The organism is Candidatus Pantoea communis (assembly GCF_011752685.1).
GTDB classification, from domain to species: Bacteria; Pseudomonadota; Gammaproteobacteria; order Enterobacterales; family Enterobacteriaceae; genus Pantoea; species Pantoea communis.
Map to the genome: position 1 here is coordinate 60435 of NZ_VWXC01000019.1, position 21824 is coordinate 82258.

The window sequence follows — 21824 nt, forward strand, 5'->3', positions numbered from 1 at the left end:
GTTTAGCGTGCCTGACCAGAGGCAACCTGGCGGACCTGAGACATAACGTTATCGAACGTGCTGCCGGTAAGGTGCGAGGCGATGGGTGATTTGTATGTCACATACAACCGCGTACCGGAACCGTTCTTTTCAAGCTCGATATCCATATGGTCGTTGTCACCCACATCGCCACCCATGCGATAAGAGCTTCCCGGAACGGCTTCCCACACTGGATGGGCGTCCTCAATAGCAGCGGCACTCCAGCGGCTGTTACGATCTTTTGAACGAATACGTTCAATTTCATCAACACTCACATAGCCATAGTGGCGCTTTAATCTCGCAGCGGCCGTGTCAATATCGACCGGCACGCTAAACTGTTTGCTGGCACTTTGCCCGCCAGATGATGATGCTTTTGTCAGTACCGGCATACCGTTGCCGGAATCCATGGAATCCGAATCACTGCCGCGCAAAGTCTTACTAATACTGAAAGCGGTATCGCTGATATTTTTGTTAATGTCAGCAAACTCAGTACCTGCACAGCCACTGAGAAGGGCGCAGATAACGCCCGAAGTAAGCATCCGGTTCAAATTAATCGTCCTCTGAGGTAAAGGCAGAAAGTGGAGAGAATGAAGAGCGTTTTTTTCCCGACATGACGGCAGGATCGGGTTCCCCCAGACGCTCAATGGCAGCCAAGCCGCGCGCCGTTTTATTGCGGATATCCTCGTATGTCACTGGCATGGTCCGGTAGTTCTGAATCAACCCGTAGACTACACGTATCGCTTTACTCCCTTTTTCCAGAAACTGGTCGCGCTGTGCACGGGAGATCATGCCGTAATGGAATGCCCGGAATGCTTTCAGTGCCAGCTGGTCGTAATGTACTAACAGCCAGACACATCGATAGCCCAGAGGTGATCGACTAAACACATCGAGGTTCAGTGGTTCGGAGGAAGTAACGTCTGAAATGGTGATACCGGCGGGAACGCAAGACGTAATGTCATCGATAATCCTCACCTGCTCTTCAACTTTCTCAGTAGCCAGCTTGATGGCCTCTTCAAGTTTGACCAGCAACTGATCACCATAGGGGTTGCCGGCCGCTGCATCACGCCCGGCTAATCCTGCCCGCGAAATCGCTTCTGGCATTCCCAGAATTTTCGGCCGTTTTTCGGCCTTTGATTTTTCATCTGAACGATTGCGCCCTTCCCAGAGCCTGATTGCATAATGCGAATGCAGCTCGACAGTCAGCGTGGATATTAATCCGCCAGATCGCCGAGGCGCTGTTTGTGGGGTTGTCTGTTCGGCCATAGCTGTCTCCTGATTGGCAAAGGCTTTCGTAAGTTAAGTGGCGATCCTCATTCCTGAGAGGACCGTAAACAATTCGAAATCAGATATTCGCAATGTAAAATTTGTTCGCTGCGTATGGCGCTTAATTAATGGTCACAGTTGCACGGAGCAACACTGCTCGCTTTTTAACCTCTGTTGCACGGTGCAACACTGCTCACTTTTTAACCTCTGTTGCACGGTGCAACACTATGCGCTTATTAACCTTTGCTGCAGCATGTTGCGCTGATCACTTTTTGGGACACCACTGTCCGCCTATTCATTTCTCTGATTTCCAACAGACACTCGTAGACTCTGAACGATTTCTCTTACGCGCTCCTCACTGCACGTCTGCCGGCTATCAGTACGGGGAGGCTTAAAGGGGCGCAGTTCAGGGCGTGATGATGGGCTCATGTGATCAGGTACTCTTCGTACGTTTTCTGCAGGGTAAAGCTCCCCCTGTCGGGCCTTTTTAAGTACCGTCAGCAACCAGCCAAGTGGGTTTTGCAGGCTGCCTTCACGCTGTGCACGTATGACATTCGACAGCACCAGAGCGGAGCGCTCAGTCGAAAGCGCCTGCAGCTGGCGATTGACCATGTCCCGGTCTTCTGGTTTCAGCAGTGAGAGGAAGTCATCCGGCAGGCAAACCGAACCAGTTACGTATGTTTTATCTGTATTAGTAAAACTACGTACGTAACTGTTCGGATTCCGAACCGGGCTCTTATTGCCGGTACTTTCACTGAGTTCGGAATCCGAACCGAGTAGTTGATCATGAATTTTTAAGCTGAGTTCGGTATTCGAACCCGGTGAGCGTCCTGTCTTCACGGGTGTGGCACGGCAGGTCAGTTCTTCAGGACTTTGAGCTGAGCCCAGACGGGCCTCTATCATCTGGAGATGACTGCGATGATGGAGCATTGTGGGATCCAGCCTGATTTCACTGATGATTGTTTTTGCCGTAGAGCTGATGGTCCGGTTACTGCTCAGGCAGGCTTCAGCCACTGTTTTAAGCCAGTGTGGGTCGAACATTTCTGCATCAGCAAATGACAATGGCTCATCATGCTGCGCATAAATATTGCCTCTTACCCTTCCCTTTTCGTCTCTGACGCGTTTGCAGAGACTAAGCCAGCCCGTAATGCGTAACATCAGAAGTACGCGGCTAATGGTCTCTTTCGATGCCCTGCCTTTTCCCGGCGTTGCCAGCTGCAACTGCAATTCTTCATAGGAAGGAAAAACGGCGCCATCATTGCTCAGAGCGTGCAGGCGGATAATTATCCAGCCCATTTTATCAAGCGGGGAAAGACGGTGATCGAGAAGCAACCGTCGCGGCATGGAATCGTGTATGTTACCCGTGAACAACAGACCACCACGGACATAGCTGTTCTGTTCTTCGGGTAAACGCGCGGTCAGTCGGTCAGTTAGTTTTGTGACTGCCTGATGGATAAGGCTGTCATCCGGTAATGTCATTCTTCACCTTCTGAATACAAAAAAATGCTGAGCGATGTGCCGCTAAAGGCTCATCGCTCAGCATTCTGACTACGCTTCAGTTGCGCATAGCCGTGTTATAGCGCTCATGGTTCATCATCTCCCAGGTGCCTCTTCATCGCGGCTGAGGAGTCGCCAGAACGGGCCGAGATCAATCTTGTAGTAGCCAGTCCGGTTTTCATTTAGGCGCTTATAGTTATGTTCTCCGAGCCAGAATCGTCGGACTGCGCTGGCCGCTTTTTTAGACAAAGACGTCGGAACCGTCGCCGGAGCTTTAAGGCCCGGTATGATCTCTTTAAATCGCACTCTGACCCCTTCTGATTACAGTGAACACTCTCCACTGGTTAACAATCATGCTCTTCTCCGCGTGGCCGCTGTTAGATTCTCACTCTCCCACTTGAGAACAGTGTTCCAGACTGCAGTGAGAGAAATATCCATTTGTTCAGCGGCTAGCAGCATCAAATCAAGTCCTTCATCCGTTTCGCTGCGAAGCGTTTTATTGTCATTTGCCGCCCAGATTTCCCACAGCTCAGTACTCTGTTCATCGCTAAGAACGGTTCCACGACCTGCACGAACTTTTATGCCGGCAATCCTGCGACGTGCAGCAACGTCATTACTCATCAGCCCGAAAAAATGCTCCATAAGCCTGATTGAGCCACCAAGAGCGAGTGCGCGATCAATACGTTGCTTACGCGTCTGCTCTTCCCTCGCTTGTGTCATGAGCCGTGCCAGATTGTCTTGATTTATTTGAAACGAAAGGACAGAAACCTCGCTATTGATGATGTAATGAATATCTTCAATGGTCATATCTTTCAGCGTGGCAATCTCTTCAGAAGAAAGGCCCATTTTGTCACAGCGACGGATAAACCCATTTTTAAGCTCCATAACCAGGTCAAGCAGGAAGCCATTAGCAGCACGGGAGAGGTTCGTGTTCATCAGTTAACCTTCATTTACAGGAACAGTAGAAGCAGCACTACTGCGCTGCAGTTCACGGAGACGACGAAGGATCCTGATTAGCCGAAACACGGCTAGGGTTTGTTCGTCATCAAAAGCAGGTGTGGCTGATTCAGATGACCCGATCAGCAATTCAGAAGTGAAGTTCGCCGAATTTTGACAAGCGGTATCATCTGTCAGCGAAGCAAGAAATAAGGCCACTTTATGAGCATCCTTAACGGACACTGACAATTCGTAACCTAGCTGTGATGTATTTTCATTGGCGGATTTTAAAGAACTACCACAGCCATGAGCACTGGCGATATCCCAGCACAAACGCCAGGCAATACTTTGCAAATGCTCAATATCATCCTGAAGGGCATTAAGGCGCCAGATTGAACTAATATCCGACTGTGATAGATCATTTAAATCATGCGTAACAGGCTTTTCATCTTTTTTGTTTGATATAGAAGATGAATCCTTAGCTGTCTCATTTGCGTTCGATTGATCAGACCCTTGGCTCTTATCCCGGGCATTACACTCAGATAGAGATGAATCATCTAAGGCTAGCTCATTAGATGTCTGATTGAGCTCAGCTGTATCATCATTTGCAACAGCAGATGATGTTGCCGACGAACCAGAATAAACAGGAAGAGTAATGTTTTCAGCAGATTCTACCTTTGCTTTATCAGCGCCACGGAGTTCCAGCAACCAGCCATCATAATCAAGCTCATCGCATGGGAACGCTTCTGTGAGATCGCCAATGAGTTCATCAGTGAACATTTCAGTAGACCATAACTCAGGATCATCGAACTTACGACAGCACTCACCAAATACATTGGCGAACTCTGCTTGGGTATAAACGTTCTTTTCAAACTCATATTTTTTCCAAACTGCTTCGGCCCCATGGCGGAGCCTAAGCAAATTTCTAAGCTCCCGCCCACCAAAACCAGACTTAAGCAATACAGGCATCCATGGATATATATTTGTCACTACATCTTCCATACGACTTACCGTAGAAAAATGTACAGGCAGGCCACTATTGGTAAGTTCAGAGGCAAGATTACGTAATGAGATTTTCTTTCCGCGTTCTTCTTCAAGCATCAAACGCGCCTCACTTACAGAGATAGCTTTATCAATAAAAGTTAATTGCCCATGAGTTTCATTTTCGGCTAGGTGCCCGGCAAGGCACTGGAAACGCCCAGGCCATGGTTTTTCAATGCATGCCATTCTGAAGAACCGCAAATCTCCTGTCTCATCCCAAAGTTCTCGCATGATGGTGTAGCGAGTATTACCACCATCGCTGAAAGTCCATTTGCCTTCAGGAAGACGCGGGTCACGAGTAACTGATGGTACAGAATTAAGACCGCGCGCCCGGATGGATGCTTTTAGATCGTCGAAAAGAGGATTACGACTTTTGCGCGGATTATCTGGATTCACACAAAGCTCATCAAGAGTGAAAATTCTCGCCAAATTGGCATTATTTTCTGACGAATTTTTTACCAGCTGCAGTTTACTCATTGAGGATTACTCCTAAAATCGTAGCCAAAGTCATACCCACCTTCAGGATATTCTTTGAACAGAGTAAACCTGCCATCGAACTGAGTTTTGATGGTTCCAGTAGGCCCCTGTCGCTGTTTACTTATAATGATTTCTGCCTGACCAGGATATGCCGTATCTGCGTGATAAACCTCATCGCGATAAATAAAAGCAATCAGGTCAGCATCCTGTTCGAGTGCACCAGAATCACGAAGATCGCCATTATTTGGCCGTTTATCCGCACGTTGTTCAACCTGACGATTTAGCTGTGACAATGCAAGAACAGGGCAGCCAAGTTCTTTTCCAAGCGCTTTAAGTGAACGGGATATCTCTGCGATTTCCTGCGTCCTGTTTTCCATATCAGGGCATCGCATAAGCTGGAGGTAATCGACCATAATCAATGAGGGCTTGCCGTACTTACGAACATAGCGACGCGCACGGGTGCGCAGCGTCGCCGGCGTCTGAGAACTATTGTCATCAATAATCAAGCGATCGCGCCAAGATGCCATTTCATTTGCACCCTGGCTGATGCGTCCCCAGTCTTCGTCGCTCAGATTTCCATTACGGAGGTTGGTAAGATCAACACGGCTTCGCATTGACAACATGCGCATAGTTAGCTGGTCAGTTGGCATTTCGATACTAAAGATAAAAACGGCTTCCTGAGGCTTGCTTTCAATTGCACCGATGCACCAGCTGACAGCTAAAGCAGTTTTACCCATGGAGGGGCGTGCTGCCAGTAAAATCAGATCACCCGGTTGCAAACCACATGTCATGAAATCTAATTCAGCCATGCCAGTGGATGTACCTGTTATTCCGTTTTCAATTGCAGTCGCTATTTCAAGTTTGCTCAGCACTTGATCAAGAGCAACCATAATTTCTGATTCGCTCTCGCTTGCGTTAATTCCCTGATCATTAAGACGGAACAGAGCATTTTCAGCTTGCTCAGCAACTTGCTGTGAATTGAGGCGATTAGCCTGTATATCAGCTATAAGACTGTTGCCAATAATCTGCAGAGCGCGTAACCGGCTCTTTTCAATAATAATGCCCGCATAGCCGAGAATGTTCGCAGCTGAAGGGGTGTTCTTACTAAGCTCCGCTAAATAAGCAAACCCGCCACAGTGTTCAAGCACGCCATCTCGTTCAAGTTTTTCACTCAGGGTTATAAGATCTATAGGCAGGGATAACAGACACAAATTGCTCATCGCCTTGAATACATGACGATGGGCTGCAACAAAAAAATCACTATTTGTGAGCAGGAGATTTATTTCATCCCAACGCTCATTGTCGAGCATTAACGCGCCCAGAACACATTGTTCCGCTTGTAATGAGTAGGGTACAGCTAATAGGGCTTCAGGCGGATTAGGCATGAGTTTATCCCTCCACAAGATTGTGGATTAAGTGATTTTTTAATGGTCTAGGTTTCTAGCTAAGCAGTCTTAGCAGTTAGCTCGCTGATATATACCTCTAAATAAGTATCTATCAAGCCCTGAACGATTTTTGAGGCGCTAATGACGCGACCAGACGAATGCGTGAGCTGCACGGCACATCCTTCAAGATTGTTACGTCTGGTCGGACCTATATAAATAATCGGTGTTGGCGAACGTGATTGATTATGTGAGGGCATAACATCTCCAAGTTAAGTTTCATTTGAGAATTTCCTTAACCCAAACAATGGGAAAGGAGCATCTATTTGCTCAAACGGACCAGAACCCCTGATTGCTCAAAAACTTAGTCAAATGGTTCGCGACTAGCACACGCCCTCACTTCTCACGTAAAAGTGTCAAGGAAAGGTCATTTTATGATAATGTTTAACACTAAATTTGTTAACTTTTTACATATTACCACCTCTAATGGCTTTTTTGCAATTTTTTCCCATTCATTAGTAATTATTCCCGAACCCTGTGCAATTTTTTCCTTTAAAATCATTGCAATATTTTCCGTTAAGGAATGCGAATGTTAGATACTATTGAGAAGAGACTTAAGTGCTGTAGGGCTGCCACGGGTACTACGCCACAGGAAGTTGTAAATTTCATACAGCAGAAAAACATGGATCTGTCCTACACAACCTATACCCGCTGGGAATCGGACGGCTCTATCCCAGCTCGCAGGATGGACGTCATAGATGTCATTGCCGAGTTTTTCACCGAAAACGGGCTTCAGGTAAAGGGCAAATGGATCATGACTGGTGAGGGTTTCCCCCCCCAATTTACTGAGTATGCGAAACTGGATGAGGATACTCTCTTCATCTTAGCCAGCCGCCAGTTACCTGACGTGGAATTGGTGCAGATAGCGGGAATGTACGGCGAACCATATGTAAGTTTCGGAGAGTTCTGTATTGTATCTACGGTCACAAATATCGACCCTAATAATAACAAATTGTGCTACGTGAAAAGCGCTGATGGTTTGCATGTTGGCGTCCTCAAAGTAATGGACGAGAAATCTATTCTTTTAGAGGGAAATCAAAGCACTAAAATAATGAAAAGCGATATTTATGAATGCCGGAGAGTGAAATGGATTCAAAAGAAGTAAAACTTAAATTTCACCACTGCAGTAATGAAGTCATTAAATTTCTCGATAAACTCGAGCACACTACTTACATCTCAACATTATTAGTTGTCAACAATAAAATCTCTGCTCACCAAAGCAATGGCTATGCTGATTGGGATAACAAATTTTATTACGAGGGTAAGTATAAAGACAGCCTTCTAATAAAAATCGGCATCGAACTCACCAAGATTAACAAGGGTGACGTAAGCACTGTCATCTGGGATGACGCTTTGCGCAATGAAAAAAACAATGCAATTGATGAGCAACGGCGTGAGCACAACATATATCATGGGATTAGCTTCATTTATGGTATTGAGGATGACATGAGCATGGCCCTCAATATTTGTACCGGGGTTGATACCTCGCAAAAGGATTTTGAAAATTTAATACTGCCAATGCGGTTTGCGCTGTTGAACTACTTTAAGGATTTATGATGTTTACCAAAACCTATTCCGTAGACGAAAAACACGTTGATTTCCAAGGTGTTGTAGATGGTCTCTACTATCCCTTTTACATGGAATGGACTCGTCACGCTTTTATGAAAGAATCGCTTGGATTAGACCTAGAACAGGAGTTCGCTGAAGGACGCCTTCACATGATCCTGAAATACACGCTGCGCTTTAAAAAGAGTCTGCAAAAAGGCGATGAAATGCAGGTAACATGCGCCCTCCAGGCAAACGAGAAACGCAGTCGCGTCAATTTTGTTCAGCAAATACTGGTCAACAATGTTGTATATGCAGAAGCAGTATTTACCGCTACGTGTATCGCCAACGGCAGACCTGTTGTTCCTGATGCAGTGAAGAATGCTATTCCAGCTTGAATTATAAAAGGGAACCCTTCCGGGTTCCCTCATTAGTTTTCAATCAGAATATATTGGCTGTCTTTAACCCTATCCTTTCCTGTCTGATAAAATAAAGAGAGTCGAACTAAATACCCACTCCGCTTCTGATACTTACCTTCAAGACCTTCAGATTCATATATGCGTACTCTGAAAAAACGTTTATCGTTACGCATATGCAATACGCCGTTCTTTTCAAATGATGCCTGCACAGCCCTGCGATCATTATCAATGCCTGTTACTTCGATAAATTTAAATACTGCACCCGGCAGAGAAATAAACATAAACCCACTTACTGCATGAAGCAGGCTGTTTCTCTCATTCACACTGAGCGATTTATTATTGACTGACTCTCTGAGCCACGATAAAAACTGCTCGCCAAGATTACTAACATCTGCGCTTTCAGGTGCAGCGAGAGTGATAGGGTTTTCACACGACACTTTTTCGTTGCTGGCTTGATCCAGCACAGAATCGATAACAGGCAATATTTCCTGCGGCTTGGCTTCGGGAATGAGTTCCAGGCTTTCATCCGGGACCGCAATTACTTGTTCAATCATATCCTGAACAGGCAAACAGTCATCTGCATTATCCGTTCCTGCTCCTTCAGCCTGTTCATCCACATTGGTGTCCGCCGGTTCAGCTGCAGCAAACATGCTGAGAAGGATGGCCGTATCATCAGCCGCTTCTTTTGCCACTGGCTGCTCAGTTACTGCGCCGCTGTTTTCTGAAAGAGCCGGGGGCAAAGAACCTGTTTCATCATCTGCAGTTAGCAGAGGTTCTACGTTCACTGGTGAGAGGCCGGATGCCATATCCACTGAACTGTCTGACCCGATACCGTCGAGTGCAGAGGCAGCACTGATGATATCGTCAGGGAAAGCCGTTGCTGGCAGTACGTAATCCGGCATCGGCACCGCAGCGGGCATTGCAGACATGCCCGTCTGAGGAGAATCGGTGGGCGATTTGCTGATGCCTCGCGCTTTGTCGAAAATTTCTTTGATGAGCGGCATGGCCGCTGCATCTCCGCCAGCCAGCGAAGCCATCACCCGCAAGGCCTGGCGATCTCCGCAGAGCCAGGAGACTCCGTCATGAGGCAACAGCCTGGCCGCCATCATTGCCGCCATGCCAGAGTCGGCTGCATTGTTTATCCGGAACCGATAAGGTGCACCCGGCGCTGACATACCGGGGATCCAGCACTGTCCGTCCAGCAATTCTCCCTCAATCCGGGTCAGTTGTGGCAGATGCGCAGTAAGCGCTGACCAGAAAACAACAGCATTCCAGAGCGTGTTTTTAGCAGCCTGTTCCTCAGGTACCGCGCCCGGAGGAAACATATGCCCTTTTGCCAGCCTGACGCTGCATGCGGTAAATTTCAGGGTGAGATCGATGTACCCGCCCTCTTTACTCCATTCACCTTCAGTGCTGGCCGGCACGTTTTGTACGCCCTCAGCGAGTATTTTCAGCGGTGTCAGGTAAAGCCGGTTATAAATCTCCTCCGGCAAAGACGTGTTATCCCATATTTGCCTGAGAAGGAGCTTACGATGCGGGGAAGCAAGCAGCTCTGTGGCTGACTGCGGCGCGAAATATCCTGCCGGAATCTTACTGCAAGCCTGCGCTGGCTTAGCCGCGGTTTGCCCTCCGGATATCATGGTTATGAGCTTACTGAACATTCTGGCTCCCTGATAATTCAGCTTCATCGCTGATATCAAGCGCAGCATCTGCGCTCTCTGATTCCTTTCCGCCCGGCGTTTCAGAGCCTTTGCACAATGCATCAAGGCAGCCGGTCACGATAGAGACCAGCTCATTTGGCACCAGAATTTTGCGCGCGCGTGTCACCGATACGTACAGAAGATTCAGCTCATCTTCTTTTTCACGCGAATTTAAAAGGGGATCGGTAATATCAACAAAATCATCGCTGATTTTGACCGCGTTCCACTCAAGCCCTTTACTACGGTGCGCCGTCACGACTGTCACATCAGCATCGCTTTCGCGCGTCACCGCCTGCTTTTTTAATACGGCCAGCAACATTGGCAGTGGAAAATACATGTCCAGCAATCGTACACCCTGTCCCATTTCCGGATCTTTTGTTACTTTGGCAATGGTTCGATATTCTTCGAAGTCACGATAATCGCGCGTCAACTGCGGCGACTGAATACGATCGGGCATATCGACCGAAAGCCAGTACAAATCTTCCAGTTCACCAATGAGGTATCCTTCCATTCCGCCCACCCAGTACACCTTTTTACCCGTCAGGCTCTCCATCAGAGCTGAGCCAATCACGCCTGCTACCGTCCGGCTGATAACACAGCAGTGCGCTGTTCCGGCGGGCAATTCGGCTACAACCTGGTCCTCACCACCAAGGCCGCTGATCCGGCGGCTTTCCCCCGCCTCGGCAAGCAGGGCATTCGCAACGTCCGCAACCGCCGTACCAAACCGGAAGCTGTTCGTCAGCCACAGCCTGTCTGCAGTCTCCAGCTGCGGCGAAACGAGGGCATTTTCCGCCCCCCTGAAGCGATAAATCTGCTGATAACGATCGCCGACAAGGATGATGCGACAGGGCTGGCTGAGAACAAACTGACTGGTCACCGGATTAGCATCCTGCGCCTCATCGAAAAGGATCACGTCCCATTTCTTATTCAGCTCCGGCGCTGACAGCTGATAAAGTTTTAGATAGATGTCATGCGTCACCGGAAAATGTGAATCCATCCGGGTCATTTCATGCCATATGACCTGTGCAGCTCCGAGTATTTTTCCCGCGTCCAGTCCGCCCCGATCGCTCTCATCGGGCAGATGCAGAAATGAGATTTCCCCGTCGGCGCTGTACAAAAAGGTGTTAAGCGTGTTCAGCGCAGTCCGTGCCAGTAGCCAGTGCCGGGTATTGAGCAGCCGCGCAATATCCGTTATGCGCAGAGACGTGGTAAGCCGCGCCTGGAAGTGCCGCCCGAACGTTGGCCATGCCAGTTGATGAAACGTTCTGCACTCCACGTTAAATGGAAAGCGACGCTCTGACTCCTCCCTGATCGCGCGATTGTAGGCGAGATAAAGCATCCGCTCCGTGGGGTTTGCCAGCGCGTAAGCTTCGAGCGTGGACGTTTTGCCTGTGCCGGCAAACGCCGTAACGACAAGTTTTCTGCCTTTCCAGGCGATGATCTGTGCCTGCTCCTGCGTGGGTTGCATGTAATCAGTACCTCCGTCAGCGTCATGCCATGAACCATGCCCTGCCGGGGAGTCGGTATCCACCGCAAACTCTATACTGACCCGCAAAAAAAAACGCCTCCGGAGAGGCGTTATGGTCAGGCTGCGCGTTGCTCTGCACTGCCGAGTTTTGCTGCCCACCTGGCGGTGTAGTGCAGCGGGGTGTAAAGCGTCCGGCGCCGTTCAAGCGTCAGCGCGTTTCCGGTCACAACCTCTGCTGCAATGCCGCAAAGCGAGAGCTGTATATAGGACATACTGGCGGCCAGCGGATCAACGTCCGTCACCGACACCCACAACTGTTCTGAGACCGTATAACCGCGTTGAGCAAACTCTTCAGCGAAGGCGATGACCATACAACCTGCACCGCTTGCCGGCTCCTGCAGGGTTATGAAGTCTTTTCCCTGCATCAGCGCATCGATGCCGGAAAGCTGCATTGATGCCATCATTCGCGATACGTCCCATGGCGTGAAAAACTGGCCGCGATACTTATCACCCAGCTCAAGCTCCATAAAAACGCCGCCGAGAAAATCACAACGATGCTCATCGAGCGCCATCACGACGTGACCCAGTAACTCAGCCATCCTGGCGACGTCCTCCTTCTCGTAGCCGGCAATTATGCTCAGATACTGCGTCTCCAGTTCTGCATCGTGCGCAACGCCGTTGTGGAGCGCAATGGCCGCACTGCTGACGAAGTCCTCAAACACCTTGTGCCGGTGATGATAACGGGCGGTTGTGTTGAAAATCTTCAGGAATGCGCTGCGATGATTGATAAAAGTCATGCGTGTTCTGCATAAAAAAGGGGAACACGCCCCTGAGGAGGTGTTCCCCTCAGGGTGTGAGGCAAGCCTTACGGCTCGCCATTTTTGGTTACCAGCTGTACGTGGTGAATCCTTCCACCTCCGGAGCCCCTGATTCAAAAATCAGGATTCCCAAGGCATCCGAACTTATCAGTGAAGCAATCACGCGACGGGCCTCTTTCGATAATCCCGCTTCTTTCAGTCGCAGAACCGGCGAGGTGCACGCGGTTAAACGCAGAAGATAGCCCCCGCCGATATAGTGGATCCACTCACCGTTACCGACTTCACGGGTCGTGATCTCATCAAGCAGCGCATTGTCTTCTGCGCTGAGGTGAGCCGGCGAAATAACGCGGCAGCGAAGGTACTCACTGTTAACGTTTATCACTGTGCGGCCTGATGAACGGATGTTGCGCCTTCCGGTTCGTCAGGTTCAGCGACCGGCACCAGATGAAGCCCGGGCCTGCCGTCGTCCAGTTCATCAATAATCGCCTCAGCACTGCAGACATGCTCGCCCCGATCGTAACAGTCATAACCATCAAGATCGTGAACCGGCTCGCTATACCAGTGACGAATTTCACAGTCAAACGTGGATGACAGTGCCGCGATGACCTCTCCTGCCGGAGGGAACCAGGCGGAATCAAACGCAAGTTTTATGCTGCTGACGCCTTCTCGTTCCCAGCTGACGTTGTGACCTGCCGGCCACTCCATACCGTACTGCCGGCAATAGAGGCTGCCGGACGTAGAAGCCCCGGAAAGAAGTCCGCCACTTCCGTTCAGTTCAGAAGCCAGCCGGCTCGGGATTATCTGCAGCATATCGCAGGGTTGAGCCCTGTCAGGCAGCTGACTCAGTCGTTCCCAGCACTGACCCGGATCGATTTCCCGGGAAAGCGTGGCAATACCAAACCAGTCCGCATAGCGCTCCTCAATGAGTCGCGCGATATGTCTGCGCGAAACGTCCGGAATACTGTCCCAGCGAATCGCGTCGATACCCGACTGATGGTAAAGCCGCTCAATTTTACGCAGATGTTCCCCGTCAAGCGGTACGTCATTGCGCAGTAAACTAAGCCACTGTTCAAACGCCAGGTTGGCTGGCGTGCCCTGTCCCGTTCCGCTCTGCATTAACCCGGGAAACGGCGGAAAGGACTCCGTTTTAACCGGTCGTAGCAGGCCACCACAGCCTGCCAGAAACAGCTTTATGCTGCGCATGACGGCGTGACGGTAAAGCGGTACGGCCTCACCGCTGATCCACTCCTCCATAATGCTGATGAGCGCGGATTTTCCGGTGATTTCTAAACGGTTATGGCACCAGTCTGACATGGTTGATTCCTCTTTTTTTAAAAAAAGAGGGCACTGTCCCGTGAGGAACAATGCCCTCACGGGACGGCAACGCGTTTACTTAGCGATGCCGGGTTAGTGTGTTATGCAGCTTCTGCCGCACTCTGATCTAACTGCAGTAAAAACTCTGACGCTTCTCTCGCGTGCCGGCAGGCACGAAAGAGTGCTTTTTTGTCCGACTTCAATACCTCAAGCCACGACTTTATGTAGCTGTCGTGCTGAACATCGCCAAACACGCCGAGCTGGGCGCACAGAAATGCGCTACCCATCTCCGCTATAAGCTCCTCAAACGCATACACCGGATCGCCGAAGGTTTTCGACGGTTTGGTTATGCCTTCGCGGTTCAGTCGTGACTCATGGCCGGTGGCGTGCACAACTTCATGCAGCAGCGTGCTGAAGTAGTCGGCGTGGGTAAAAAATTGCTCCGCCTTCGGCATTAGTATTGAATCAGTGTGTCTGGCGTAACAGGCCCGGTTCTGTAATCTGAACTCCACCTTAACGCCCGCCATATGCACAATCTCACATATCCGTTTTTCCGTCGGCCAGTCTATCGTGCCAGGGTATTCAGATACGGGAGACTCATGCGGTACAGCCGCAACACTGTCCGGTAAACCGTCACACTGCTCGACGTTAAACAGAAAGTTAGGCTTTACCATGGCCCGCGATTCCATCAGCGGCTTACCGTCGGAATCAAATAGTTTAATTCCGCTGGCATCCTCAGCCTGCTTTTCAAAAAGTCTGAAGATAATAGCCTCTGATGACGTTTCACCTTTGCGAACCTGACCGCCCAGCTCCTGCGCCTGACGATAAGTTACCCAGCGATCGGTGCTGTATCCTTTTTCCTCTGCGGCCAGCCATAAAAGCAGCACATTTACGCCGCTGTAAGGCTTACCGGTTAAGGCATTAACCGGTAACGGACCCGCAGCGGCGCAGCGGCCGGCAGTGCGCCACGGTTTTTTCCATGGCGCCACGCCGTTCTCCAGAGCCTCAACGATACGGTCAGTGACCTTCTGGTACAGATCGACGCTCTCAGTTTTCTTTGTGCGACGGTTTTTGGTTGGTTTGGTCATGGGATGCTCCTTAAATGAAAAAAGGGCGCATCCCTCCCCTGACGGGTGAGAAATACGCCCGTCAGGGGAAGTAGTTAACGCACCGGAGAAATGATCTTTCCGTCGGCGGTTATGCTGTTCAGTCGCAACCGGAGTTGCTGCCTGGAATGATAGAACGCATGGCGGTCATGCCGCTTACTGTCAGTGAACATTGCTTCTTCAAGCGTTGAAGCTGCCAGACCGAACCACCGGGCCCGTTCTTCGTCGCAGCTGCAGTCACAAAAATCCGAGGTCCTCATCAGGTCGATCCGTTCACGGAACAGCGCGAGTTTACGCTGACTGTGCCAGCTGATGGTTTTGCGCTTCAGCTGATAGGGTGAACGGACAGACAGAACAACCACCCTGTCTGCCGGCGTTATGGGACTGAAAAAGGCCGGGTCATCCACAGTGAGCTCGTAATTCTCAGAGATCTGACCAAACTTCAGTTCAACCTGCACACCCGGGTCGGCACTCCCGCCGCTGTATTCAAGCGCATAAATGCGCTCTTTAAGGTAGAAAAGCTGACCGGGTAGCCCGTTCATGAACTCCAGGAACAAACCTTCCTGCGAACAGATAACAAGCCTGACTGACATAGCCTGATGGTAGGTTTCGTGAAACAGCTGCGCGAGCGCGTCACTGTCGAAAGTAAACATAGGATCACCTGCTGTAATAGCGGGATCTGTCTCCTTCCGGAGAGCAAATCCCGGAAGGATGGGTATAAAGGTCAGCAGTTATGCTGCTGAATAAGCCAGAACTCAATGCCTGATATGGCTTCCCACTCTTCAGTGGTGACCTGCTTGCCTGGACCGGAGGTTTTTACCAGCAGCAGGTGTTCAATTGCGCCGGGTATAACAAACGATGCCGGTATTTTTTCAGGTGCTTTGGTGAACATATCCATATTCCATGCCAGCCATCGCTGCGCGAAATGCCAGCTTTGCGGACAGGAACTGGTTATGTAATAGCTTTCGGGGCATAGGTTATGCAGAAGAACCAGCACGATGCGCACGAACAAATCCTGCTTGCATCTCTGGCTCTCCACTTTACGGTATGTCCGAAAATTATCCGAAAGCGTCTGCCTGAGGTAGAACGGATTGAGGCAGTAGCCTTCGCCGTCCTTATGGTTGAACGTGACCGAACCCTCTTCGTCAAAAAGTTCTGACGCGCGGTTCATGTCAAAACCAAGCTGCTTGTAGGGCCGGAGCTGAGCGGGAAGAAGCCAGAATGCTTCTTTAACTGCGTCGGTAAATCTGAACCACTGTTCATCATTTATGGACGCTCCCTGCTCAAACTGGTAAACGCCCGGAAGGACCAGAGGCTCGGTTGGTGTAAGTGGCATGGTAAATCTCCATTAAAAGGGGGATTTACCGCCCAGGGGGACGTAAATCCCCATTGGGTCAGGTTAGGTCAGGACGATTGCCGGATCAGCGTTTACCGTTTTTCAGTTCTTCAAGGAAAAACTCAAACTCTGAAACAAGCCCCCAGTCTGCCGTTGTAAATGGACGCTCAGCACCGGAAACATTTCTGATAAGCAACTCATCAGCAGCCCCGGTGATAAAATTGTCCGTGCAGAATTGTTGTGGCGCATCGCTATCAGCAATGAGCCGATGCCGTATCGCCCAGCGAACAGGCAGAGACCAGCTTACGCCACCTGCTGATGAAGTTATCTCAAAGCAGTCTTCACAGTGGTTGTGCAACAGTATCAGCACTATACGTGTGAAGAAGTCGATCGGCTGGCCTTCGGTTTCGATGAGTAAATCTGCAGACAGATCCTTTGTAAACACCACGCCACGGGATATGTAATCCCCTTCGTTATTTCCTCCGAATGAAAAAATCTCGGGAGAAGGGAACATCATCGAGGCACGGTCCATCCGCGTGCCATCTGCTGGCGAGCACGGACGAAGGTGAACCGGTAACAGCCAGAATGCCTCTGTAACTGCAAGAGTAAAGCTGTGCCATTGAGTCGGAGAAATCCATCCGGCCGGCCTCACGGTATAGGTGACGTGCTGCGGTGCGAAGTAGATTGGTGTCATGATAAATCCTCAAAAAAAGGGGGATTTATCCTCCCTGATGGGGAATAAATCCCCACAGGGTTAGTCAGATTAAATAGCTTCTAAACGGGCAATTTCCAGGTCACCCAAACCTTCATAACGGCCTTCTGCTGAAATCCGTTTATGTAAATCAGGGTTGAGCCTGATACTCATGGCACGTATTGAGTCAACTATCTCGTCACAGCCAGAACCAAGAAAACGGTTCTGAACCATGCCAAACTCAAGGTTATAAATGACGTTAATCTGAATGTTCATAGTGAGAGGGAGCTCACCATAAAGAAGTATCTGTTCATCAAGGTCATCTAAGCCAGACCTTTGCCAGGCAAGTGCTTTCAACATCTCGCCTTCAAATTCAGCTAACTGCAGCATATCCGTCAGGTTGGTTGAAATTGTCATATACAACTCACCTTCACTGGTATGCATAACGCAGGTTTGCCATCTGATTCGCCAGCTTCAGTGCAAAGCGACGAGCCTGTCGGAACGAGCTGAAAATCTCATCCGGTTGTTTCAGGGAACCGAACCGGTGATTACCGTAAAATGTGCCTGAACGGGTAAGTATGCCAGACGTCCACTTTCCTGATTGCAGCTGATAAACATGAACCTTAAAGCTGAGTGAACCAGCCCGGTTTGTTATCCACTCTTCTTTTCTTTCACCGGCCGCGAAGCGATCCCGCAGGAATAACGCTGCTGCGGAGGCTGCTGAAAAGATGCCTTTTATGGAAAATGAAGTTGGTAATAAAAGTGTATACATGGTGTTTCTCCTGTTGAGAGGGAAACACCTGCCCTGTCGGGAAGGTGTTTCCCGAGGGGCATTCGCATAGCGAATGTATGGTTCAGACGACTGTGCTGTTACTTCTGAGCGGTGAACACCCTGAAAGTCGCAGCATCAGACGCGGCATGCTGAGCCGCTTTGGCTGCAGCGTTGTGTGTAAAATGCTTACCATGCCGGCTGAAAATGAATTCATTGCCCGGCTGGCCTTCGGTCAACGTTCTTGCCATAACAATGGCGTGATAACGTTGATCGTCAAACCAGACGCGGGAACGAAATTCATAATGACCGGAAGGTGAAGCGAGCCACGATGTTCCCCTGAGTGCAGCTTTAAGATCAGGACATTCAGATGCAACACGGGTTGCAACGGAAAGCACCAAATCGAGTGGCACACGCAGTTCATTCAGAAAGGAACGGGTTATGGACATAGTTTCTCCAGAAAACAGAGAAACATTTGCCCTGTCGGGAATGTTTCCCCGAAGGACGAAGGCCGGAGCCGGATGGTTGAATGTACCTTCATCGCCAGGCAGTAGGAGCCGTAATTGACGATATCTGCTTCCAAAGGCGGGCAGATGTACCACACTGATGTGTTCTCCCTTTCAGGCTACAGGAGTGTTATTTGCAGCTACCCGAAGGCGGTCATCTCAAGCTACAGACCATTGGTGGTTGTCCGAAGACAACGTAAGAAGCGTTTTAATAATAGCGTTTGCCTGAGGCAAATTACAAGAGCCTTTTATTCATCTGACTCATCTGTCCGGTTATAAACCCGGGCAACGTAAGCACCACGTCCATCACCATGTCCAAGATCCATTGAAACTAACGCCTCAGCTTCTTTGCGACTCATGCCATTTTCTAAATGATGATTTACGGCTTCCCTGGAATAAGCATACCTGAGACTGTGCGTGGCATAGATCCCCGTCATTCCACTTTCACGCAATACGTTATGATAACGATCAAGCGCCTGATGAAGCGTTGGTTTATCGATTAACTTACCGTTATTTTGTTCGATATAGCGAATAGCTTCATTTAACAGGACAACAACTTTCTGTTTATCAAAAACGCTGGCATCACGTGGACGCCCTCCTTTAGAGCCAAACACAACACGCACATTATTATTTCCGGCTTCTAAATTTTTTCGCCAGGTCTTAAGTGACTTTGCCGACTGAACAGTTTCCTCTGCACGCAGCCCAATATATCTGGCGAGCTGAATACCTAACGCAATCCCCCTGTCCTTTTCTGAAACCGTTATGACGATTTCTCTGAGACGTTCATCCGAAATGGCAACTTTAGTGCCTTCCCGACTGGCTCCTGAAATATTCAGCGCCTGATTACTTAATTTCTCATGTGCAGGATTAGCCAGAACGTTACGTCCGCCTTGTGACAGGATTGAACGTAAAGCGGCCATTTCATTTTGCAGGGTGCGTGACGAGATATTTTCATCCTGACGACTACGGATATAATTCTCGATATGTTTTGTTTTAATATGGCTAACGTCCCGAATCTGAATATTAAGGGTTGCCAGTCGCTCTGAAAAGCGACTGGCAATCTTTGAACGATCAGAAACTGTTTTAAAACTTCCTCCGCCCTGACGTGCGAGCGTGACGAGCTGCTTACCTAATTTACCAGACACTTTTTTTCTCCTTCAAAACCTACAGCTGTAAGCCCATAAACCAACAGCTGTATGACTCTGAGTCTGTACATCTCTTCCCCGATGACACGGTTGCTTTTGCGCTTCCTGCGTCTCGACTGGTATCTGTGCATCGGGGCGGCGAAATGTTGAGTTCTTGCGAGGCTCCCCAGGTCTCTGACCTGTTTGCGGCTTGCGCCGTGCTGACGTCAGTCAGTCTGCCTCCGTACACCAGTTTCCTGATGTCGCCATCGATACCGAGTCGATCATTCTCCTTCTAATAAAACGCCCTTAACGGGTTGTTCGTTAACGTCGCGTCATGGTTGATAAATAGCCAGTTGAGCATCTGAAAACACGTAATACGTGCACGTCAGATTGTAACGGCATGCTGAAAACCGCACTGTACGTGGGTCTGGTCGTTATGCGCTGCGCGCGTCACTTTGTTCTCGTTTCACTCGAACCAAAGTGACGCCGCGCAGCTTCATACTCCTAATGCGCCTTACGCAAGCGCCCAAATGTTCCAAATGGGCTTATGCGTCATAGCAAAAGTCGTATGCAGCTCAGGGCGTATCCCTGAAAGTCTCATAACTTTTGTGAAAAAAGCATCGTGGGGATGCCTTATCTGATGTCGCCAGGCGTGTGTGAAAGCCCAGGCTTTGGTGAGATTAATGTACCCCCATCGTCGCGTCGTAGGTGCGCTTGTTTTGACGATATCTGCTTCCAGGAGCGAGCAGATGTACCACACTTATGTGTTCTCCCTTTCAGGCTGCAGGAGTGTTTTCGTAGCTACCCGAAGGCGATCCTCTCAAGCTACCGGACCATTGGTGGCCGCCTTGTGGCGACTTACAACGCTTGTTAACATATCAAGAACGACAAAAATTTGTCAAAGGATTAAGGGAGAATATGATGGATTTTGATAAATCACTACTTGCACTTATTAGCTCTGGAATTACGATATTAATCTTCTTATTTACAATGATATTTAATCTTCACGGAAGAATGAAATTGCTAAGAAATGAGAAAATATCTTTGTACAAGGATATCAGTTCCGCGTTACAAAGTTTTGGTAAGAACACTGAAACATTGAAATTATTAGAAAAGAAAGTTGAAGAAGAATCTCTGATGTACGTTACTAAAACCAATAATATCCAAGATGCAAAAATGATGCTCATCATAATGAACAGAAATCCTGAGCTAACAAGACGAGACGAATACGAACTTAGGAGATACCTTGACTGTATATATATCTTAAGAAAAAGCGAATCACCATTAGCCACTAAAAACAAGTTGATTCTTTCAAAGTCAAAATTTATAGAAAAAACCCTCTTGGGTTTTTCGATAAATCTTCTCCAGCTTCTTATAATGGGTGTAGTATTGTATGCGCTAATGCGAGTTATTTTTTTAAAAATCATAGCGGCATCCATAATTCTTTCATTTAGTTTTGTTGTAACATACATATCATTTATAAAAAGCCTTACCAAGCACCCTCCTCTATTCACATATAAACCTAACAAGAAACGAGTCGAATCCTTGTTGTGAATACAAACAATCACTTTTGGAAGTTGGCGCAAGATAATAAAAATCACTTAAGGCGCTGTATATCTTGATGGCATACTAATCAAAAAATAAGTAATCATTCATTTATCTATAGGGGGGATATAAAATAAGAGACAGGCAGCATTACTCAAGCGAGTGTTTTATCACGCGGTGAAAATGGTCTAAACCGCATTCATATATCCATCATCATATCTCATTTATGCTTATGCACGACCTACATAATATGTTGTAAAACCGCTGATGGCGAAAGTGAGAATATTTTTTAAATGGATTAATTTTACCGTTCATAGTCACTTTTGAGGCAACCATGGTAGCCGGTCTGCTCGTAGCAATAGATAATTTCGTTAGACTGGTGTTTTCGACATATAGGGGTTCCTTATAATCTGATTGTCAAGTCAAGGCACTCTGTGCGATTTGAACCGCCCTTCTTTTAACTACGCACATTTCATTGGACAACCCTCTCTCCTAGATCTTGGACGTACTGCGTTGAAGCCAGGTCAAAGCAAACATGAAAAGATGATAACGGAGATCACAGGCATGAAATCGTTATAACGCCTGTCCTTCTATTACACGTTCTGAAACACTATGCTGAAGCAAATTGTTATGCTTTCGGGCCACTGTTAATATGAGGAGTTCTCTCATGGAGTCATCATTTTACTGCTATCTGACCCCTGCCGTAGCAGGTGGAGCAACACTCCACGTCAGGGGGTGCTCCAGCCTGATTGATAACAGTAACCGTATTTTCCTGGGCTCCGTGTATAAAACCTATCAGGCCGTAA

The 21824-nt window shown here is 48.7% G+C and carries 23 protein-coding genes and 1 pseudogene; 4 read left to right on the forward strand and 20 right to left on the reverse strand.

What is annotated here, in order from left to right; translation table 11 throughout:
• Positions 1 to 2: 2 nt before the first annotated feature.
• The 7 genes and pseudogenes from F3J37_RS21345 to dnaB-PI all read right to left on the reverse strand — a co-directional run bounded on the left by F3J37_RS21345 (position 3) and on the right by dnaB-PI (position 6617).
• A complete protein-coding gene (locus F3J37_RS21345) occupies positions 3 to 566 on the reverse strand; it encodes a hypothetical protein (protein WP_205299017.1) in 564 nt (187 codons plus the stop codon).
• Between the two features lies 1 nt (position 567).
• Positions 568 to 1281 carry a PFL_4669 family integrating conjugative element protein gene (locus F3J37_RS21350; protein ID WP_166935588.1) on the reverse strand — a complete coding sequence of 238 codons (714 nt, stop codon included), beginning with the start codon at positions 1279 to 1281 and terminating at the stop codon, positions 568 to 570.
• Between the two features lie 291 nt (positions 1282 to 1572).
• Positions 1573 to 2760, reverse strand: coding sequence for an STY4528 family pathogenicity island replication protein (locus F3J37_RS21355; protein ID WP_166935590.1), 1188 nt, complete (start codon positions 2758 to 2760; stop codon positions 1573 to 1575).
• 76 nt (positions 2761 to 2836) lie between these two features.
• A pseudogene (locus F3J37_RS28525) lies at positions 2837 to 3084 on the reverse strand (ParE family toxin-like protein).
• Positions 3085 to 3129: 45 nt separating this feature from the next.
• Positions 3130 to 3714, reverse strand: coding sequence for a DUF2857 domain-containing protein (locus F3J37_RS21365; protein ID WP_166935592.1), 585 nt, complete (start codon positions 3712 to 3714; stop codon positions 3130 to 3132).
• A 3-nt stretch (positions 3715 to 3717) separates the two neighbouring features.
• Positions 3718 to 5232 (reverse strand): ParB family protein, encoded by a 1515-nt coding sequence (locus F3J37_RS21370; RefSeq protein ID WP_166935594.1) that lies wholly within the window; start codon positions 5230 to 5232, stop codon positions 3718 to 3720.
• Positions 5229 to 6617, reverse strand: coding sequence for an SPI-7-type island replicative DNA helicase (gene dnaB-PI, locus F3J37_RS21375; RefSeq protein WP_166935596.1), 1389 nt, complete (start codon positions 6615 to 6617; stop codon positions 5229 to 5231). Before dnaB-PI ends, F3J37_RS21370 begins: the two co-directional genes overlap by 4 nt.
• A gap of 586 nt (positions 6618 to 7203) precedes the next feature.
• Between dnaB-PI and F3J37_RS21380 the strand changes: the two genes are divergently transcribed.
• Genes F3J37_RS21380 through F3J37_RS21390 form a run of 3 tightly spaced genes read left to right on the forward strand, consistent with a single transcriptional unit; the run spans position 7204 to position 8617 of the window.
• Complete coding sequence (locus F3J37_RS21380; RefSeq protein ID WP_166935597.1) at positions 7204 to 7779, forward strand: hypothetical protein; 576 nt, start codon at positions 7204 to 7206, stop codon at positions 7777 to 7779.
• Positions 7761 to 8231 (forward strand): hypothetical protein, encoded by a 471-nt coding sequence (locus F3J37_RS21385; RefSeq protein WP_045816920.1) that lies wholly within the window; start codon positions 7761 to 7763, stop codon positions 8229 to 8231. The genes F3J37_RS21380 and F3J37_RS21385 overlap by 19 nt, the downstream gene beginning before the upstream one ends.
• Positions 8231 to 8617: an acyl-CoA thioesterase gene (locus F3J37_RS21390; protein ID WP_166935599.1), complete on the forward strand. Its 387-nt coding sequence runs from the start codon at positions 8231 to 8233 to the stop codon at positions 8615 to 8617. The genes F3J37_RS21385 and F3J37_RS21390 overlap by 1 nt, the downstream gene beginning before the upstream one ends.
• Before the next feature lie 32 nt (positions 8618 to 8649).
• Here F3J37_RS21390 and F3J37_RS21395 read toward each other — a convergent pair whose 3' ends face one another.
• From F3J37_RS21395 to F3J37_RS21455, 13 genes are all read right to left on the reverse strand, one after another.
• Positions 8650 to 10299 carry a TraI domain-containing protein gene (locus F3J37_RS21395; RefSeq protein ID WP_166935601.1) on the reverse strand — a complete coding sequence of 550 codons (1650 nt, stop codon included), beginning with the start codon at positions 10297 to 10299 and terminating at the stop codon, positions 8650 to 8652.
• Entirely contained in the window at positions 10289 to 11806 is a 1518-nt protein-coding gene (locus F3J37_RS21400) for a UvrD-helicase domain-containing protein (protein ID WP_166935603.1), read from the reverse strand. The genes F3J37_RS21395 and F3J37_RS21400 overlap by 11 nt, the downstream gene beginning before the upstream one ends.
• 116 nt (positions 11807 to 11922) lie before the next feature.
• Positions 11923 to 12603 carry an N-6 DNA methylase gene (locus F3J37_RS21405; protein WP_166935605.1) on the reverse strand — a complete coding sequence of 227 codons (681 nt, stop codon included), beginning with the start codon at positions 12601 to 12603 and terminating at the stop codon, positions 11923 to 11925.
• Between the two features lie 88 nt (positions 12604 to 12691).
• On the reverse strand, positions 12692 to 13006 hold the full coding sequence (locus F3J37_RS21410) for a DUF5983 family protein (RefSeq protein ID WP_369410692.1): 315 nt from the start codon (positions 13004 to 13006) through the stop codon (positions 12692 to 12694).
• Positions 13003 to 13938 (reverse strand): DUF1281 domain-containing protein, encoded by a 936-nt coding sequence (locus tag F3J37_RS21415; protein WP_166935607.1) that lies wholly within the window; start codon positions 13936 to 13938, stop codon positions 13003 to 13005. The genes F3J37_RS21410 and F3J37_RS21415 overlap by 4 nt, the downstream gene beginning before the upstream one ends.
• 101 nt (positions 13939 to 14039) lie before the next feature.
• Complete coding sequence (locus F3J37_RS21420; RefSeq protein ID WP_166935609.1) at positions 14040 to 15026, reverse strand: ArdC family protein; 987 nt, start codon at positions 15024 to 15026, stop codon at positions 14040 to 14042.
• A gap of 74 nt (positions 15027 to 15100) precedes the next feature.
• Entirely contained in the window at positions 15101 to 15697 is a 597-nt protein-coding gene (locus tag F3J37_RS21425; RefSeq protein WP_166935611.1) for a hypothetical protein, read from the reverse strand.
• Between the two features lie 71 nt (positions 15698 to 15768).
• A complete protein-coding gene (locus tag F3J37_RS21430) occupies positions 15769 to 16380 on the reverse strand; it encodes a hypothetical protein (RefSeq protein ID WP_166935613.1) in 612 nt (203 codons plus the stop codon).
• An 85-nt stretch (positions 16381 to 16465) separates the two neighbouring features.
• On the reverse strand, positions 16466 to 17074 hold the full coding sequence (locus F3J37_RS21435) for a hypothetical protein (RefSeq protein WP_045816911.1): 609 nt from the start codon (positions 17072 to 17074) through the stop codon (positions 16466 to 16468).
• 69 nt (positions 17075 to 17143) lie between these two features.
• Positions 17144 to 17488, reverse strand: coding sequence for a hypothetical protein (locus F3J37_RS21440; protein WP_166935615.1), 345 nt, complete (start codon positions 17486 to 17488; stop codon positions 17144 to 17146).
• A gap of 13 nt (positions 17489 to 17501) precedes the next feature.
• On the reverse strand, positions 17502 to 17843 hold the full coding sequence (locus tag F3J37_RS21445; RefSeq protein ID WP_166935617.1) for a hypothetical protein: 342 nt from the start codon (positions 17841 to 17843) through the stop codon (positions 17502 to 17504).
• 98 nt (positions 17844 to 17941) lie between these two features.
• Entirely contained in the window at positions 17942 to 18289 is a 348-nt protein-coding gene (locus tag F3J37_RS21450) for a hypothetical protein (RefSeq protein WP_045816908.1), read from the reverse strand.
• A gap of 305 nt (positions 18290 to 18594) precedes the next feature.
• A complete protein-coding gene (locus tag F3J37_RS21455; protein ID WP_166935619.1) occupies positions 18595 to 19491 on the reverse strand; it encodes an integrase domain-containing protein in 897 nt (298 codons plus the stop codon).
• A 903-nt stretch (positions 19492 to 20394) separates the two neighbouring features.
• Between F3J37_RS21455 and F3J37_RS21460 the strand changes: the two genes are divergently transcribed.
• Positions 20395 to 21027, forward strand: a complete 633-nt coding sequence (locus F3J37_RS21460) for a hypothetical protein (RefSeq protein ID WP_166935621.1) — start codon at positions 20395 to 20397, stop codon at positions 21025 to 21027.
• The last annotated feature ends 797 nt before the right edge of the window (positions 21028 to 21824 follow it).